The 17744-nt window shown below is 70.5% G+C and carries 13 protein-coding genes and 2 pseudogenes; 4 read left to right on the forward strand and 11 right to left on the reverse strand.

Features of this window, described 5'->3' with window-relative positions; all coding sequences use genetic code 11:
• A pseudogene (locus K6I34_RS05155) lies at positions 1-118 on the forward strand (two-component system response regulator); the annotation flags it as partial.
• A 16-nt stretch (positions 119-134) separates the two neighbouring features.
• Here the strand turns inward: K6I34_RS05155 and K6I34_RS38550 are convergent.
• From K6I34_RS38550 to K6I34_RS05185, 6 genes and pseudogenes are all read right to left on the reverse strand, one after another.
• Positions 135-260, reverse strand: a pseudogene (locus K6I34_RS38550) (DUF397 domain-containing protein); the annotation flags it as partial.
• The gene (locus K6I34_RS05165) at positions 226-1176 is read right to left on the reverse strand and encodes a helix-turn-helix transcriptional regulator (RefSeq protein ID WP_308293961.1); all 951 of its coding nucleotides are present in this window, start codon (positions 1174-1176) and stop codon (positions 226-228) included. The gene K6I34_RS05165 and the pseudogene K6I34_RS38550, both read right to left, overlap by 35 nt.
• Positions 1177-1380: 204 nt before the next feature.
• Entirely contained in the window at positions 1381-2349 is a 969-nt protein-coding gene (locus tag K6I34_RS05170) for a hypothetical protein (RefSeq protein ID WP_229322870.1), read from the reverse strand.
• Positions 2350-2707: 358 nt separating this feature from the next.
• Positions 2708-3316, reverse strand: a complete 609-nt coding sequence (locus K6I34_RS05175; protein ID WP_229322871.1) for an NADPH-dependent F420 reductase — start codon at positions 3314-3316, stop codon at positions 2708-2710.
• A 47-nt stretch (positions 3317-3363) separates the two neighbouring features.
• On the reverse strand, positions 3364-3846 hold the full coding sequence (locus tag K6I34_RS05180) for a hypothetical protein (protein ID WP_229322872.1): 483 nt from the start codon (positions 3844-3846) through the stop codon (positions 3364-3366).
• A gap of 345 nt (positions 3847-4191) precedes the next feature.
• On the reverse strand, positions 4192-5853 hold the full coding sequence (locus tag K6I34_RS05185) for an MFS transporter (RefSeq protein WP_229322873.1): 1662 nt from the start codon (positions 5851-5853) through the stop codon (positions 4192-4194).
• A 136-nt stretch (positions 5854-5989) separates the two neighbouring features.
• On the opposite strand from K6I34_RS05185, the gene K6I34_RS05190 reads away from it, so the two are divergent.
• Both K6I34_RS05190 and K6I34_RS05195 read left to right on the forward strand, forming a co-directional pair.
• Positions 5990-6583: a TetR/AcrR family transcriptional regulator gene (locus K6I34_RS05190; protein ID WP_229322874.1), complete on the forward strand. Its 594-nt coding sequence runs from the start codon at positions 5990-5992 to the stop codon at positions 6581-6583.
• 82 nt (positions 6584-6665) lie between these two features.
• Positions 6666-7082: an MmpS family transport accessory protein gene (locus tag K6I34_RS05195; RefSeq protein WP_229322875.1), complete on the forward strand. Its 417-nt coding sequence runs from the start codon at positions 6666-6668 to the stop codon at positions 7080-7082.
• Between the two features lie 110 nt (positions 7083-7192).
• Here the strand turns inward: K6I34_RS05195 and K6I34_RS05200 are convergent, their stop codons facing one another.
• From K6I34_RS05200 to K6I34_RS05210, 3 genes are all read right to left on the reverse strand, one after another.
• Positions 7193-8197 (reverse strand): alpha/beta hydrolase-fold protein, encoded by a 1005-nt coding sequence (locus tag K6I34_RS05200; protein WP_308293962.1) that lies wholly within the window; start codon positions 8195-8197, stop codon positions 7193-7195.
• Between the two features lie 297 nt (positions 8198-8494).
• A complete protein-coding gene (locus K6I34_RS05205; RefSeq protein ID WP_229322876.1) occupies positions 8495-9376 on the reverse strand; it encodes a carbohydrate ABC transporter permease in 882 nt (293 codons plus the stop codon).
• A gap of 1 nt (position 9377) precedes the next feature.
• Entirely contained in the window at positions 9378-10742 is a 1365-nt protein-coding gene (locus K6I34_RS05210) for an extracellular solute-binding protein (protein ID WP_229322877.1), read from the reverse strand.
• Positions 10743-11214: 472 nt separating this feature from the next.
• Between K6I34_RS05210 and K6I34_RS05215 the strand changes: the two genes are divergently transcribed.
• Entirely contained in the window at positions 11215-13452 is a 2238-nt protein-coding gene (locus K6I34_RS05215; protein WP_229322878.1) for a DUF11 domain-containing protein, read from the forward strand.
• Between the two features lie 126 nt (positions 13453-13578).
• Here K6I34_RS05215 and glgB read toward each other — a convergent pair whose 3' ends face one another.
• Positions 13579-15927, reverse strand: coding sequence for a 1,4-alpha-glucan branching enzyme (glgB, locus tag K6I34_RS05220; protein ID WP_374230812.1), 2349 nt, complete (start codon positions 15925-15927; stop codon positions 13579-13581).
• Between the two features lie 82 nt (positions 15928-16009).
• Positions 16010-17560 (reverse strand): phosphotransferase, encoded by a 1551-nt coding sequence (locus K6I34_RS05225; RefSeq protein ID WP_374230813.1) that lies wholly within the window; start codon positions 17558-17560, stop codon positions 16010-16012.
• Positions 17561-17744: the final 184 nt, after the last annotated feature.

The raw sequence follows: 17744 nt of genomic DNA on the forward strand, positions 1-17744 counted from the left end.
CTCCCGGATCACGGCGCGGCGGTACCTGGAACACCTGGTGCAGACGGGCCGGGCGGTGCGCTCCCCGCAGTACGGGCAGGTGGGGCGGCCGGAGTTGCGGTACCGGTGGGTGACGTGAGGGGCCTCGTGGTGGGCTACCCGGCCCGCTGTGCCGTGTCCTCGACGCCGGTGACGAAGGCGGACCAGGCGGCGGGCGGTATGCGGAGCGGGGTGCGCCCGGGGGCCTTACTGTCCCTTATGGGGACGGTGTCGGTAACCGCGTGTGCGGGGGCCCATTCGAGGCATTCGCCGTAGCCGTCGCTGTGAGAAGACTTCTCCCATATCGCGGGAGAGAGGCCGGGGATGGCTCTCATGGCTGTACGCCTCCATGACGTGACGGATGAGGGCGAGGGAGTCATGACGAGGTAGGGCATCGGCGCAGAGGCGCTCGTATGCCGTTCGGGCTCCCCTGACGGCTTCCACTGTGTTGGTCATCCGCCCTCGTTCATAGGTCTCTTCGTACAGGACATCGGTCCCGTCCTGCTGCGACAGAACGATAAACGGTCTTCCCCAGGGCGGAGAGCCCGAACTGACCGGGAATACCTGCACGTCGATGCGGGGATGCTCTGATACGGCCACCAAGTGCCTCAGCTGTTCCCGCATGACTTCCGGGCCGCCGACGCCGGACCACAGGACCGATTCGTGAAGGATCGCCCAGATCGACGGCGGGGCCGCCTTGTCGAGCAGTTCCCTGCGGCGCATGCGACGGTCTACGCGATCCTTGATCTGCGTCGAGGTTTCCTCGGGGTGGGCGGCCCGGTAGACCGCCTCGGCATACTCCGGCGTCTGCAGGATCCCCATCACGAAGATGCTTGAGAAACTGCGGATGGCTGTGGCCTTGCGTTCGAGCTCAAGGTACGGGATGAACCACACCGGGGTGCCGGCGTCGGCCGCTCGCTGTCGCCAGCGGGCGAACGTGCCCGGTGTGCCGAAGACCCGGTCGCATTGGTCGGCGAAATCCGCGCTCGCCAGCACCTTTCCTTGCTCGACCCTGCTCACGTAGGGCTGCTGGAAATGCAGTCTGTGAGCGAGCTGCGTCTGTGTCCAACCGTGAGCTACGCGTGCGTGTCTGACCTCACTGCCGAACTCCTCGGCAGGCGTCAGCGATTCGAGTGATTCTTCGCCCACGTGTTTCATTGCTCCAACTCCCACTATTTGGAGGCGAGTTGGCAGACAAAATAGCCTGTCCGGTAAAGGTGCGGCGGTGGATTCCGGGCTTCCCGGTTGATGCCCGTTCATCCGGAGCGGGACACGTGGAGATTCGAACGGATGACGGTGCCATTGATCGAGGCCCCGGATCGATATCCGGGGCCTCGCGCGGCGGTGCTGTTCTGAGAAGGGTCAGGCCACCGGGCCGCCTACGCGTGTCCAGGACGTGCCGATGCCGGCCCAGCGATAGATCGCGCTGCGGTCCGGTGACACGCTGAACACCGACGCTCCGCCGACCGCGAAGTCCGAGCCCGCGCCGCCGATTTCGGTCCACGTTCCGGGGGTCCCGTTGTAGCGGAAGGCGCGGCCGTCGTAGGGGTTCGTCGCGAACAGGCCGGCGCCGCCGCCGTAGAGGTTCGCGGCCACGCCGCCCACGTGGGTCCACACCGTTCCGCTGCCGCTCCAGCGGTAGGTGCCGGTGCCGTCCGCGCTGCTGCCGTAGACCGCGTCGTCCGTCACCGCGAAGTCCGAGCCGACACCACCGATCAGGGCCCAATTGCCGGGTGTTCCCGTGTATGTGTAGATCTGCCCGTCGGTGGGGTCCGTGGCGAACACCCCGGCGCCGCCCGCGTAGATCCGGCCCGCCGCGCCGCCGACCCAGGTCCAGGACGATCCGCTGCCGTTCCACCGGTACACGGCCCGGTGGTCCGGGCTGATCGCGTACACCGTGTCGCCCGCCACCGCGTAGTCGGCCCCGGGGCCGCCGATCGCCGACCAGTGGCCCGGGGTTCCGTCGTACCGCAGCAGGCGGCCGTCCACCGGGTCCGTCGCGAACAGCCCGGCGCCGCCCGCGTAGATCTTCGCGGCGGGCCCGCCCACCCGAATCCAGGAATCGCCGTTCCCGGTCCACTGATAGACACCCTGGCGGTCCGGGGAAATCGCGAACAACGCGTTTCCCGGGGTGACGGCGACGGCGTGCGTGCTGACGGACGCGATTCTCTTCTGCGTTTCTCCGGCGGGGCCTGTCCGTACGACGGCTGTTCCGTGGCCGGTCGGCGCAGCCGCCTGCGCGGAACCGGCGGTCAGGGCCACGACGGCGACCGCGGCACCGGCGACGGCGTAACGGGCACGACGAAGGAAGAACGTACGTGTTCGAGGCATGACTTCTCCCGGATCGATGACCTGAGAAAGCTTGGACGCGCGACACCCAGCGTGCTGTACGGGGCGCACGGCGGTCAGCGGGAGAACGGGGCGTCCGCCGTCTCAGGGGTGTTGCCGGGGTGTGACGGGAAGAGCAACGCGCAACGGGCTTGAGGCATCGGTGTGTTCCGCCGCAACGCGATGCCGGCGCTCCGGCCGGGTTCGCGGGGCGGAGTGCCGCGACGTGAGGCGCGGGGGAGTGCACGGCAGGGGCCGCCGTCGGCGCCGGTGTCGTTCACAACGCCGTGATGTGCCCTTGGCGAACCGGGGTCGTCCGAATTTCGGTGTCTGGCGTCCGGTGAACGGGCATCGCCCGGGCTCAGAGAGCGGTCAGCGGGTGGCTCGGGCCGCCCAGGGGGCCGCCCGCCTCGAAGAGGGCTCCGCCCTCGGCGAGCGAGCCGGTGTCGACGGCCTGGAAGCCGCAGCTGTCGGCCAGTTCGGCGACCTTCCGCTTGGCCTCGGCGTCGTCCCCGGCGAGGAGGACGACGCGGCGTCCGCCGTCCACGGCGGGGTCCTCGGCGAGGACTGGCGCCGGGTAGGTGTTGAAGCCCTTCACCAGACGGGCGCCCGGTACCAGCGAGGCGACGATGTCACTGGTGCGGCGGCCTCCGGTGTCGGCCCTCTCCAGGCCGTTCGCCGTCTCCCGGTTGGGGTTGATCGGGTCGAGGACGATCCGTCCGTCCCAGGAAGGGACCAGGGCGGCCGCGTTCTCCTTCTGGTCCCACTGGACGGCCAGGACGACGACGTCGCCGAAGTCGGCCGTCTCCTGCGGGGTTCCCGCCGACGCCCGCCCGCCGAGCTCGCCGACGAGCGGGGCGAGGGTCTGCGGGCCGCGGGAGTTCGCCAGCATCACGTCGTGCCCGGACCGGGTGAAGTGCCGGGCCAGGGCCGTGCCGACGCGGCCCGCGCCGATGATCCCTACTCTCATGGGTTCACCGTCGCACACCCTCCCGGCCGCCGCCTTCCGGCGGGGACTCATCCGGAGCGGAAGAACGTGCCGGTCATGTGGATGAGCTTGGTGCCGTTGACGATGGAGTCGTACACCCTGTGCTCGGCGTAGTCCTCCACCTGGGTGGTGTAGACCCCGGTGACGGGCTCGTGCCAGGCGAGGGCGTACTGGCAGGGGCGCAGCCGCGTGGTGGTGTACGTGATGTCCTGGGTCAGGCCCGGGAGGTCGCCCGGCCCTTTGACCACCTTGATCGTCGCCTCGGTCGCCGAGCGGAAGGCGATCGTCGCCACGAAGGGGCCGGGGCCCAGAGGGGTGTCGTTCCCGAAGTCCACGGTCCACGTCTCGTGGAGGGTGGGCACGGTCGTGTCCTCGTATCCCCGCTCCCAGGCCGCGCAGTCCGGACCACGGCGTTCTTTGGGCGGCGGCTTCGCCTCGACCAGTGGCGCGCTGATGGAGCAGACGGTCAGGGCGAGCGGCAGCGCCGCGCACAGGAAGCGGGAGAATTTCACGGGGGATCTCCTTCGCCCCCCTGCCGGTCGTGGTGCGGCCGAGCACCGGGGCCCGGCCGCACCGGCATTCCACCACGGCCGCCCGTGCTCGGCGACCGCGAGGAGCGGTCCGTGCCGTCCCGCCGACGGTTTCCGCACGTCCCGCACGGGCGTGTGCCCGATCGTCCACGATGAGCCGTGCCGGTGCAGGACGGCCCGGCCGCGCGTTTCACGGTTTCCCGCGTGCTGCCGGTCCACGCCTCGACGGTGGTGAACCCGGACGGCAGGGTCGGAAAACGACTGAAGCGGTGCCCCCGCGCTCCCTTCCGGAAGAAAGCGCGGGGGCACCGCTCGGTGCGAGAGCTGTCAGACCTTCTCGGGCGTCTTCTCCTCGACGGCCTCCGTGGCCGCGCCCTGCGCCGCCGCCCGTCGCGGCAGCAGTACCGCCACAACCACCGTGCCGACAGCGAGAATCACCGCGCCGACCACGCTGGTGTGGGCGACGGAGTCGGCGAAGGCCTTGTGGACGGCCTCGGCGACGGTCTGGGCCTGCTGGGCGCCCATGGCGGCGGCCTTCTCGGCGCCGACCTTCGGGGCGGCGCCCGTGGCGACCTGCTTGCCGACCTCCTTGGCGACGGCCAGGCCCGCGCCGACGGAGTCCTGTGCGACGGAGAGCGCCTTCTCCGGCAGCTTCGGGCCTCCGGCGGCGGCCGCCTTGTCGGCGGCGTCGGCGAGGTTGGAGGAGTAGGTCTTCGCCAGGACGGTGCCGAGGATGGCGATGCCGAGCGAGCCGCCCATCTCGATGGAGGTGCTGTTGACGGCGCCGCCGACGCCGAGCTGGTCCTCCGGGAAGGAGCCCATGATGGCGTTGGTGCACGGCGACAGGGACAGGCCGATGGCCAGGCCCAGGATGATCAGCGGCAGGACGAAGTCGTCGTACGTCGAGTGCTCGTCGACGCGGGTGAGCAGCGCGATGGCGACCGTGCCGACCGTCATGCCGAGCGCGACGGTGGCCTTCATGCCGGCCTTGGGAGTCAGGAACGCGGTCAGCGCGCCGCCGACGAACACGGCACCGGCCAGCGGCAGCATTCGCAGGCCCGTGTCCAGCGGCGAGTAGCCGAGGACGAACTGGAGGTGCTGCGTCAGGTAGTAGAAGGCGCCGAAGACCGCGAGGAAGAACAGCGCGACGGCCAGCGTGGAGCCCGCGAACGCGCGCCGGGTGAAGCGGCGGACGTCGAGGACCGGGCGCGGGTGCCGCAGCTCCCACAGGATGAAGAGGACGAGACCGGCACCGGCGACGACGGCCGCGACGATCGCGTTGGTGCCCCAGCCGAAGTGCGGACCCTCGATGATCATGTAGATGAGGGAGCCGACCCAGATCACGGACAGCAGGCCGCCCACGTAGTCGATCTTGTCGACATTGGCCGCCTTGGACGGCGGCACCAGCAGCAGCGCGCCGACGATGCCCACGGCGGCGATCGGCACGTTGATCAGGAAGGTCGAGGCCCAGCCGTGGTCCTCCAGCAGGGCCCCCGCGACCAGCGGGCCGACGGCGATGGCCAGACCGGCGGTGGCCGTCCAGATGGTGATGGCCTTCGCGCGCTCCTCGCGCGGGAAGGTGGCGGCGAGCAGCGACAGGGTGGCCGGCATGATCATGGCCGCGCCGATGCCCATGACGGCACGGGCGACGATGACGCCGGTGGCGCTGTCGACCAGCGACCCGGCGACGGAGGCCGCGCCGAAGACGAACAGGCCGAGGCAGAGCGCGCCGCGGCGGCTGTACTTGTCGCCCACGGCGCCGAGGATCAGCATCAGCGCGGCGTACGGCACGGTGTAGCCGTCGATGACCCACTGCAGGTCGGAGCTGCCGAGGCCGAGGTCCTCGACCATGTCCGGGGCGGCGACCGTCAGGGACGTATTGGCCATGACGATGATCAGCAGGCTGATGCACAGGACGCCGAGAGCCGCCCAGCGCCGCGTGTAAGGACCGTCCATCTTGTCGACCGGTGTCGACATCCCGAGGCCCATCGGCCCCCCTTTCAGAATTTACACATGACTGTGCAACTTGCACACCGCTGTGCAATTTACGCCCGTGCCCGGCGGTGTGCAAAATGTGGGCCGGGGGCTGCGCCTGGGCAGTCGCCGCCGAGCGAGAAGAGAACCGATGACCAGCAGGGCGAACGCGAATCGACGGCGCATCATGGACGTCGCGCTCGCCGAGCTGCTGCGCGACCCGGACGCGAGCATGGACCAGATCGCCCGGGCGGCGGGGGTCGTACGGCGCACGGTGTACGGGCACTTCCCGAGCCGTGACGCGCTGATCGGCGCGCTGGTGGACGACGCCGCGGAAGCGGTGGGGCAGGCGCACGCCACGGCGCTGCGCGGGGTCGAGGACCCGGCGGAGGCGCTGGCCCGCTCGATCCTCGCGGTCTGGGAGATCGCCGACAACTACCGCCTGCTGGTCTCGCTCGCCCAGCGCAGCGTCACGATGGAGGGCATCCGCAAGCGGCTGGAGCCGGTGCGGCGCGCGGGCGCGGCGGTGCTGCGGCGCGGCCTGGAGGAGGGCCGTTTCGCCTCGCCGCTGCCGCCGGACGCCCTGGCGTACGTGCGCGAGCAGGTGCTCTTCGGCCTGATGGAGGCGGTCAACGACGGCGCGCTGGCCCCGGAGGAGGCGGGCCGCTCGGCGGCGGTCACCACCTTGACGGCCTCGGGCTTCCCGAGCCCGGAGGCGGTGGCACTGGTGGCGAAGCTTCCGTAGCCCTCGGGGGAGCCTTCCTTGCCTTTACCTTCCCTTTGCGATTTGATGGGCTCTCCTTGCCCTGATCGCCAAAGGATTCTCCGTGCTGCGCACCTTCCGAACCGCCCTGTCCGCCCTGGCTCTCGCCACCGTCGCCGTGACCGCGACCGGCTGCGCCGCGGCCGAGGAGAAAGTGGCCGAAGGTGTCGACAAGGCGGTCAAGGAGACCTACGAGGTGACGTACGAGATCGGCGGCTCCGGCACCGCGTCCGTCAGCTTCAACGCGGGCAAGGGCACCGCGGCGCAGCCGGAGCTGGAGACCGAGGAGGGGGCGAAGCTCCCGTGGACGAAGACGGTCACGCTCAGGGGCATCGCCGCCCCCACCGTCCAGGCCGTGGCCGAGGCCGACGACGCCGAGGTGAGCTGCAAGATCACCCACAAGGGCAAGGTCCTCAAGGAGCACGCGGCCAAGGGCGCGGCGGTCCCGGCGACCTGCGTCACCGTCTCCCCGCTGGGCTGAGGCCGACGGACACGACAAAGGCGCCGGGCCCACAGGGCCCGGCGCCTTGTTCATGCGTTCACGCTTCATGCTCCACGCTTCATGCGTTCACGCCGAAAGGTGACGAGGGGTCAGGAGGAGGGCGTCGGCCCCTCGATCTGCTCGCTGATCCACTGGATCGTGCCCTTGCCCAGGTTCCCGGCGTACGAGGCACCGTCGTGCTTGCCGCCCTGGATCACGTCGAGCTTGGTGTGGACCGGGCCCTTGCCGTAGGTGGCGATGAAGCTCTTCACGTCCGGCAGGGTGTGCACATTGCTCTCGTTGGTGCCGACCTGGTACGCGAGGTAGACGTCCGGGCCCTTGTTCGCGATGAGCCGCTTGGCGAGCACCTTGGGGTTGTTCTCGGCCATCTCCGTCTCATGGCCCCGCCACAGGGGCGAGTCGGGGACGATGTCCGGGCCGTTGCATATGGCGGCCTTGAACTTGTCCGGCGCCTTCAGTACGGCCTTCATGGAGGCGAAGCCACCGGTGGAGGAGCCCATGAAGGCCCAGCCGTCACGGGACTTGAGCGTACGGAAGTTCTCCCGCATCAGGTCCGGGACGTCCTCGGTGAGCCAGGTGCCCATCTTCGGCTGCCCCGGGATGTCACTGGCGTCCCAGTAGATGCCCTTGTCGTCGGGGCCGGGGTTCAGGACCGGCATGGCGATCAGGAACGGCTTGGCCGTGCCGTCCTTGGCCCACTTCGCCATGTTCTCGATGAAGTTGAAGCCGGCCCACCAGTAGTTGGTGCCGTAGCCGGGACCGCCGGGGAGGGCGATCATGACGGGGAAGCCGCTCTTGTCGTACTTCGGGTCCTCGTACTCCTTGGGCGCCCAGACCCAGACCTTGCCCTCGAAGCCGGACTTCTTGCCCTTGTACGTGACGAGGCTGACGTGCGTGCCGTCGTCCAGGGTCCGCGCGTTCTTGAAGGACGCCTGCGGACCGGTGGGCATCAGCGACTTGGAGTCCCCCGCCGGGGCGCCCTGCTCACCCACCTTGCCGTAGCTGACCGGGTCGCCCTTGTCGGTGAACGGGGGTATCTCGTAGTAGCTCATCACGGGCCAGGCGATCAGCCCCAGCGTGACCACGGACGCCACGACGATGATCCATCGTTTGGCGCGCGAGGCCCGGCGGCGACCGCGGTTCCCGTACGTACCGGGAGGCCCGTAGCCACCGGAAGGTGAATGCGACAACGTCTTGCTCCGGATCTGGATCTGGATCTTTCAGCCTGATGTGCCCATGGGGATGGGTGAACCCAGGCAAGACGTTCCGAATGTCGGGAATGACATACGCCACATCCTGAAAAATACCGAACTGTGGCCGGTCGGGCACCTCGGGTGTTATCCAGCCCCGGGCCCGACGTCCCGATCCCCTGCTCCCCCGCCCGGCCCGTCTCAGACCTCGTCCCGCATCAGTCGCAGGTAGACCACCGAGAACAAGGCTCCCACGAGCAGCAGGAGCAGCGCGATGGCCGTGCCATAACCGATCAAGGACTTCAGGAATGCCTGGTCGTACATGAAGACGGGCAGAGTCTGGCTGCGGTTGCCCGGACCGCCGCGGGTCATGGCCCAGATGAGGCCGAAGACCGACAGGGTCTGGAGCGTGTTGAGCATCAGATTGGTCGCGATCGAGCGGCGGATCATGGGGAGGGTGACATGCCAGAAGCGGAGCGGGCCGCTCGCCCCGTCGACCTCCGCAGCCTCCGTGATGTCGCGCGGGATGCCCGCCAGGGCGGCGGAGTAGACGAGCATGGAGAAGGCGGTGCCGCGCCACACATTGGCGAAGGAGACGGCCAGGATCGGCAGGGTGAACAGCCAGTTCTGGGCCGGGAGGTGCAGCTGTCCCAGGATCGCGTTCAGCGTGCCGCGGCGGTTGAAGAAGGTGTAGAGCAGGAAGCCCGCGACGATCTCCGGCAGGACCCACGCCCCGATCACGATCGTGCCGGTCAGCGTGCGTACGGGCCGCGACGCGCGCCGCATCAGGGCGGCGAGGGCGAACCCCAGGCAGTTCTGCCCGACGACCGAGGACAGCACGGTGAAGACGACCGTCAGGACCACCGCGTTCCGGAAACCCTCGTCGGAGAACGCGCGCCGGAAGTTGGCGAGCCCGACGAAGGACGCGGACGCCTGGCCCGTCAGCTGGGTGTCGGTGAAGGCGAGCCAGACGCAGTACGCGACGGGCCCGGCGAGGAAGAGGAGGAGCAGGGTGGTGGCGGGGGCGAGGGGCAGCCACCGCGCCGCCCTGCGGGCAGGGGCGGGCGTTCCCGGGGCGGACACCTCACCGCACCTCGACGGTCACGCCCGGGATGTCCTTGAGCGCCTGGTCGTAACGTTTCGCCGCCTGCGCGGCCGTCGCGTCGCCCGTCGTGACCGACTCCATCGCCTCCCTGATGGCGCTGGACACCTGGGGGTAGACCGGCAGCGCCGGGCGGTAGTGGGTCTGCGCGACCAGGCCGGTGAAGAAGCCGATGCCGGGCATCGACGACCGGTACGCCGGGTCCGCCGCGACGTCGTCGCGCACGGCGATCTGCGCGTCCTTCACGTCCCACTTCACGGCGTTGTCCTCGCTCTGGAGCGTCTCGATCACCTGCCAGGCGAGATCGGCCCTGGCGGACTTCGCGGTGATCGCCCACGTCCAGCCGCCGGAGAGGCTCACGGCCCCGGGCGCGGCGCCGTCCCGCGTGGGGAAGGGCGCCTGGCCGAGCGTCCGCGACCACTGCGGCCACGGCTTGGCGCCGCCCGGCAGCCAGTTCTTGCCGAGCCAGTTGCCGTCGAGGTCGATGGCGAGCTTCCCCGAGGGCAGCCACTCGGTGGCGACGCGGATGTCGACGTTGGGGTCGAGCGCGTCGGAGGGATCCGGCCCCAGCTTCTCGGCGTAGACGGTGCGGACGAACTCCAGCGCGTCCTCGAACCCCTGGCTCCCGGCGATCCACTTCTTGGCCGTCGGGTCGTAGAGGGGGTCCTTGCCCGTGCCGTACAGCAGCATCTCGAAGCCCTGCATGGTGGCGGCCTCGCCGGGGCCCTTGCCGGTGTAGACGTTGAGGGGGACGACGCCGGGCAGCGCGCGCTTGACCGTACGGGCGGCGGTGAGCACGTCCTGCCACGTCCTCGGGTGCCAGTCGGCGGGGAGCCCGGCCTTGGCGAAGAGGTCCTTGTTGTACCAGAGGCCCCTGGTGTCCGTGCCGTCCGGGACGCCGTACGTCCTGCCGTCCTCCGCTTTGGCGGCGTCCTTCGCGGTGGCGGCGAACCGCGCCCAGTCCGGCCAGGACTTCAGCTTGTCGTCCAGCGGCCTCAAGTACCCGGCCTTGATGTCGGAGTTGACGACGAACGTGTCCTCCCGGACGATGTCCGGCGCGGTCCTGGGCGAGCGCATCATCTGCTGCACCTTGGCGAAGTAGTCCGCCTGCGCCGCCTGCACGGGCACGAGCCGGAGCTTCTTGCCGGGGTGGCTGTGCTCGAACTGTCTCTTCACCTCGGTGAGGTAGTCGTCCAGGAGGCGGTTCTTGTTGTCGGTGGTGCGGTTGTAGGCGATCTTGACGGTGTCGGAGTCACCGCCGTGACCGCTGCCGCCGCAGGCGGCGAGCGGGGCGGTGAGGACGGTGGCGGTGACGATCGCGAGGCGAGCGGGGCCGGTGGGGCGCACGGTACCTCCTATGGAGAGGCGGGGGCTCTTCGGCGCGCGTGCGGTGTTTTCCCGCCGTGCCCGGTCCTGTAACAGCGGTGAGCCCCCCGGTCCCCGGGGCGGCGTCGACGATGGCCACGGTGTGGCGACCGGGTTGCCCCCGAATCGTTCCGGAACCTCCCGGTCGAACGGCGACTCTTGAGTCTTTCAGTGCCCCCCCGACCTCTTATGCGCCATGCGTCGATCATTTGTGATGTCAAGGGCTGGAAACGGGTGGTCATCGCAAAGTGGACGATTGTCGAAGAGGGGGCTTCGATCTCGCATCCGCCGGTCTTTCTCGGCTTCATTCCCCGCAGCGTTGATCGCGTTCCTCGCCAGAAAACGGGAATCTTGGCCCGTTCGGCTCGGCGTCCGAATCGCGTGCTGGCCGGGTGCTCGGCGGACGCCTAGCTTGATGAGCCCCGACAGGCGGTCAACGGAAAGGAGTCGCACAGTGGGCGACAGCATTTTTCCGATCAACGAGCCTTTCACCGGAGAAAAGCCCAACAACCCCCACTGGGAGTTCCTGGGGACCGCTGGATTGCCTGGCGGATTTCTTCAACTCACGCAAGACCAGAGTTGGCAGGCCGGCACGGCCTTCCTCAATCAGCCGTTCAAGTCCGACCTGGGCGTGAGTATCGAGTTCGACTACGCGGTCCAGGCCTCGGACCCCGACAATCTGGGTGACGGTTTCAGCGTTTACCTGATCGACGGCAGTAAGACGACGGAGCCCGGGGCCACAGGAGCCGGCCTCGGGTATTCGGTCAACACCGACGCCGAGACCACAGCGGAGGAGAAAGGTGTCACCGCGGGCTACGTAGGCGTCGGGTTCGACAACTACGGGAACTTCTCCTCGTCCCTCGCCGGGGGCGGCTCCATCGGCCGGCGGAAGCATTCGGCGGCGGTGCGTGGCTCCGGGAGCCGTGACGACCCGAACGCGGACGAGGAGTACTGGCTGCAGACGTCCGTCCATGTGCCCGGCGGCTTCTGCGAGAACTGGGAGGACGAGGCGCACATCCAGATCACCATCATCGACGGCGCCATCTCCGTCCGGCACTCCAACAAGGCGGACCCGCACCCCAAGCTGCTGATCGACGGTCTCAGGCTCCATCACGACCAAGTTCGGATGCCTCCCACCTTCAAGCTCGGGCTTGCGGCTTCGACGGGCACCGCGATGGAGAGCCACCAGATCAAGAACCTGCACGTCTCGCTGCCCGCCGACATCCCTCTGAAGATCCACGGGCCGGCCACTGCCACTGCGGGCGACTCCATCAGCTACACCGTCACCGTCCGTAACGACGGCCCCAACGCGGCGAAGGAAGCCGAGATCGTGGGGAACATTTCGACCGAGATCCTGCACCCCACACTCGACTGCGAGGTTCATGGGGGCGCGGGCAAGGGCACGGGCTCGCTCGAGGAGGGAGTGCTCAAGCAGCCACTGTCCCTGCCGAAGGGCGGCTCCGCCACCATCACGGTCACCGGCACGATCAACCCGGACTACAGTGGCCCCCTCGTCGCCACCACCAAGATCCTCGCGCCCGAGGTGGTGAACACCGCCCGTCACCAAGGCGGCACGGTGGACACCCGGGTCCGGCCCAGGACGGCGGACATCCCCCTGAGCATGACCGGCACGACGTCGGCCACCGCGGGGGGCCGCGCCTCGTACATCATCGCGGTGCACAACGAGGGCCCCTGCGACGCACCCGACGCGGTGATCAAGGGGAGCTTCCCGCCTCCGCTGCGAAACCTTCAGTGGACCTGCACGCCATCAGGCGGAGCCTCGTATCACGGGGGTTCGCTCGACAACGGGACGCTGCACCAGCCCGCGCGCATCCCGAAGGGCGGAAGCCTCACGGTCCAGGTCAGTGGTGACATCGCCGACGACTTCGCCGGTCCTTTCCCCACCACGTCCAAAATCGTCACCACCGTCCACAACATCGCCCAGCACACCACCGGCGAAGTGGTCACCCAGGTGACGAACCCGACGGCGGACATGCCGCTGTACATGTCCGGGCCCACGACGATGCTGGCGGGAAACACGATCACGTACCACATCCACGTGAACAACGAGGGCCCTGACGCGGCGCCCGACACGACGGTCGAGGGAATCATCCCCAAACAGCTGCAGGACCCTGTCCTCGAGCCTGTCCAGGTCTCCGGGAATGCCAGTTCCGGCCGCGGAACACTCGTGGACGGAAAGCTCGGCCAGCCGCTGTCCATGCCCAAGAACAGTTCGGCCGTCATCACCGTCGTCGGCTTCGTCGACCAGGCCTTCGAGGGCCCCCTCACCGCTACGTCCCGGGTCACGTCCAAGGTCCACGACACCTCTGGCCATACCTCCGGCGAGGTGGTGACCCACGTTCGGCCGAACAACCTCGTCCCGACCCAGAAAATCGACAGTCACTGGGATGGCGGAAAGATCTGGAGCTACACCGTCACGTTCGCAGCCCGGGAGACGGCGGTGGAGCGGTGGAAGATCTCCTTTGACGTACCCAAGGGAACCACGATCAAGACAGGATGGGGCCACGTCATAGACCCCGGGACGGACGGGCACGTCATCGTGGAGTCCCCCCGTGGAGACGTCGTCCTGCCCACCAGGAAAGTGCAGTGGTGGGTCGAGGTGACGTACCCCCACCCGATGACCCGGGAGCAGGCCGGTCTGAAGCACCTCCGCGCCGTCCAACTGGACTAGCGGAACCGCACGACCATCGGAAGAGCTGACGGACTCCGCACCATACGAGCCGCCCCGCGTCCCTCGCGCACCCGGTGCCCCGCGCTTCCCTCAGGAAGCGCGGGGCACCGCCGTTTCACCGCCGGTTCAGATGCCCCGCCACCACACCGTCGCCAGCGGCGGCAGCGTCACCGTGATGCTCGACGGGCGGCCGTGGTGGCGGGTCGCCTCCGGTTTGACGGGGTCGGGGCAGGCGAGGCCGCTGCCGCCGTAGCGCTCCTCGTCCGTGTTGAGGACCTCCTGCCACCCGGCGAAGCCCCCCGGCACCCCCAGGCGGTAGCCGTGCCGCACCACCGGGGAGAAGTGCGAGACCGCCAGCAGCGGGGAGCCGTCCGCGGCGAAGCGCAGGAAGGCGAGGACGTTGTCCTCGGCCGCGCCGCCGTCGACCCAGTCGAAGCCCTCGGGCACGGTGTCGCGTTCCCACAGCGCGGGCGTGGCGCGGTAGCCGCGGTTGAGGTCGCGCACCAGGTCGCGCACGCCCCGGTGGTCCGGCTCCGCCGCGTACGAGGGGTCCAGCAGCCACCAGTCCGGGCCGTGCCCCTCCGACCACTCGGCCCCCTGGGCGAACTCCTGGCCCATGAACAGCAGCTGCTTGCCGGGGTGGGCCCACATGAAGCCCAGGTACGCCCGGTGGGTCGCGCGCTGCTGCCACCAGTCGCCCGGCATCTTCGACACCAGCGACCGCTTGCCGTGCACCACCTCGTCGTGCGAGATCGGCAGCACGTAGTTCTCGCTGTACGCGTAGACCATGGAGAAGGTCATCTCGCCGTGGTGGTACTTCCGGTGCACCGGCTCCTTGGCGACGTACAGCAGCGAGTCGTGCATCCAGCCCATGTTCCACTTCAGCCCGAACCCCAGCCCGCCGAAGCCGCCCGCGCCCGTGTGGTGGGTGGCGCGGGTGACGCCGTCCCACGCGGTGGACTCCTCGGCCACCGTGACGACACCGGGGCAGCGGCGGTAGACCGTGGCGTTCATCTCCTGGAGGAACGCCACCGCGTCCAGGTTCTCCCGCCCGCCGTGGACGTTCGGCGTCCACTCGCCCTCCGCGCGGGAGTAGTCGAGGTAGAGCATCGAGGCCACCGCGTCCACGCGCAGCCCGTCGATGTGGTACTCCTCGCACCAGTGGACCGCGTTCGCCACCAGGAAGTTGCGCACCTCCGTGCGGCCGTAGTCGAACTCCAGCGTGCCCCAGTCCGGGTGCGCCGCCCGCGCCGGGTCCGCGTGCTCGTACAGCGGGCGGCCGTCGAACTCCGCGAGCGCCCAGTCGTCCCGCGGGAAGTGCGCGGGCACCCAGTCCATCAGCACGCCGATGCCCGCCCGGTGCAGGGCGTCGATCAGGTACTTGAAGTCGTCGGGCGTGCCCAGCCGGGCCGTCGGCGCGTAGAAGCCCGTCACCTGGTAGCCCCACGAGCCGCCGAAGGGATGCTCCGCCACCGGCATCAGCTCGACGTGCGTGAAGCCCAGGTCCTTGACGTACGCGGGCAGCTGCTGGGCCAGCATGCGGTAGGTCAGCCCCGGCCGCCAGGACGGCAGGTGCACCTCGTAGACGGAGAACGGCGCCTCGTGCACCGGCCGCTCGGCGCGCCGCGCCATCCACTCGTCGTCCGTCCACGTGTGGTGCGAGACGTGCACGATCGACGCGTTGGCCGGGGGCGCCTCGGTGCGCCGCGCCATCGGGTCGGCGCGCAGCGTGTGCGACCCGTCGGGGCGGGTGATCTGGAACTTGTAGAGCGCGCCCTCGCCGACGCCCGGCAGGAAGAGCTCCCACACCCCGGACGCGCCCAGTGACCGCATCGGATGGCCCGTGGCGTCCCAGTAGTTGAAGTCCCCGGCCACCCGCACGCCCTGGGCGTTCGGCGCCCACACCGCGAACCGGGTGCCCTCGACGCCCTCGTGCGTCATCGGGTGCGCGCCCAGGGCCCGCCACAGCTCCTCGTGCCGCCCCTCGCGGATCAGATGCAGGTCCAGGTCGCCCAGCGCGGGCAGGAAGCGGTACGGGTCGTGGACCTCCGGCTCGGCGTCGTCGTACGTCACGAGGAGCCGGTAGTCCGGGACGTCCCGCAGCGGCAGCACCCCCGCGAAGAGTCCGTCGCCCTCGTCGTGCAGCGGGACGTGCAGGCCCTTCGCGCGGACCGCCACCGCGCGGGCGTACGGCCGCAGCGCGCGGAAGGCGATGCCGCCCGGCACCGGGTGCGCGCCCAGCAGGGCGTGCGGGTCGTGGTGCGCGCCGTGCAGCAGCCGGCGGCGGTCGTCGTCGCCGAGCGGGGGCGCGGGGCGCACGCCGCGCCCCGCGCGGACCGGGGACGCGCTTTCGGCCCGCCCGGCCCTGGCCCGCGCGGGCAGGAAGGTGGCGGGCACTGTGCCGCCCAGGCCCTCGGGGCGGCGGCCGGCCCCGGGCTCGTGGGACGGTCGACGGGACGGGGGACGAGCGGTCACGGTGCGGTCCTCCTCTGGATCACGCGCTGGATCACGGTCACATGGGGCGGTCGTACGGGGCGGTCACAGGGGCCCGCCGTGCTCACACGGGCGCGCCGTCCGGCGCCTTGGGGCCCGGGTGCGCGAGCCGGTGGATCGCCGACATCGGCACCGGCAGCCAGTCCGGGCGGTGCCTGGCCTCGTAGAGGACTTCGTAGACGGCCTTGTCGGTCTCGTGCGCGCGCAGCAGCTGGGGATCCTCGCGGGGGTCGCCGCGCACGCTCGCGTAGCCCTCGCAGAAGGCGGCCCGGGCGCGCTGGGACCAGGTGCCGCCGGTCGCCCGGCCGACCGCCGCCGCGTAGTCGAAGGAGCGCAGCATGCCCGCGACGTCCCGTGCCGTCGGCTGCGGGCGGCAGCGCTCGGCCAGCGGCCGGGCGGGCTCGCCCTCGAAGTCGATGAGCGCCCAGCGGCCGTCCGCCGCGGTGCGCAGCGCCTGCCCCAGGTGCAGGTCGCCGTGGATGCGCTGGGCGCGCCAGGTGCGTCCCGCCCGGCCGAGCGCGGCGAGTTCCTCGTACGCGGTGCGCAGCGCGTCCCGGTAGGGGCGCAGGACGGGGACGGCGTCGGCGGCGGCGTCCAGGCGGCGGGTCATGGCGTCGGCGAGGTGTTCCAGCTGCGGGCGGCGCAGCACGACGGTCGGCAGGGCCTCGGCGAGCGCGCCGTGGACCTCGGCCGTGGCGTGCCCGAGCGCGCGTGCCGAGGCGGTGAAGTCGGCGCGCACGGCGAGGGCGCTCAGCGCGAGCTGCCAGCCGTCGGCGGAGCCGGGCAGATAGGGCTGGAGGACGCCGAGCGTGACGGGCTCCGCCTCCAGGCCGGGCAGCTCCGCCTCGAACCAGGCGGCGGGCGCGGGCACCCGGTCGCAGCCCTTCGCGGCGAGCGCGCGGGGCAGTTCGAGGTCGGGGTTGGTGCCGGGGCTGACGCGGCGGAAGAGCTTCAGGATGTACGTTTCGCCATAGACGACGGAGGAGTTGGACTGCTCGGAGCCGAGCAGCCGCGGGGTGAGCCCGGCCGGGATCACGGCGCTCTCCTCGCGCGTGAAGCGCAGCGGCCCGAGCCTGCCGGGCATCCGCAGCCGCTCCAGCAGGAGGCCCGCGAGCCGGGGGTCGGCGAGGCCCTCGTAGACGGTGCGGCCGTGCAGGGGGCCGCCGGAGGGGCGGCCGATGCGGGCCCCGGCGAGGTGCGGCGGGAGCACTTCCTGGAAGCCGAGCAGGAGTTGGTAGCAGTCGTCGGCGCCCGCGCGCAGCGCGGGGCCGCCGCCGGGCAAGGGGGCGGGCGGTGCGGCGGCCGGTGAGCCGGTCTGGTGCGCGCGCACCAGCACGTGCAGCAGGCCGGGGGCCGTGCTGCCCGCGTGGTGGGGGAGCAGTTCGGTGGCCGAGACGAGCGTGAAGCCGGAGATCGGACGGCCCTTGCCCGCGAACCAGCGCCTGCGCGGCAGCCACTCGGCGAGCAGGGGCACCAGGGAACCCAGCAGCCCCGCTTCGTCGTCCATCCGCCGCACGGCGTCCGTGGGGGCGGCGTGGAGCGAGGACAACAGCGGTGCGGCGGGGGGCACGCCCCGGCGAGCGGTCCCGCGGCGGGACGGTGCAGCGTCCGACATGGCGTCGCGTCCTTTCCCCGGGCACACGACGGATAGGGAGAAGTGTCCCGGATTGCGGCTTTCACCGGCGTGCGGTGCGGGACGTGTCGGGCGAGGATCGTCCGTACGGTCAGCCCGCCCGTGCGACCGGCGCGTGCGAGGCGTGCGGTGCGTGCTGTCGGCCTCGGGGGCCTCGGCGGCGGGC

It is taken from the genome of Streptomyces sp. UNOC14_S4, assembly GCF_020740835.1.
Taxonomy (GTDB): Bacteria; Actinomycetota; Actinomycetes; order Streptomycetales; family Streptomycetaceae; genus Streptomyces.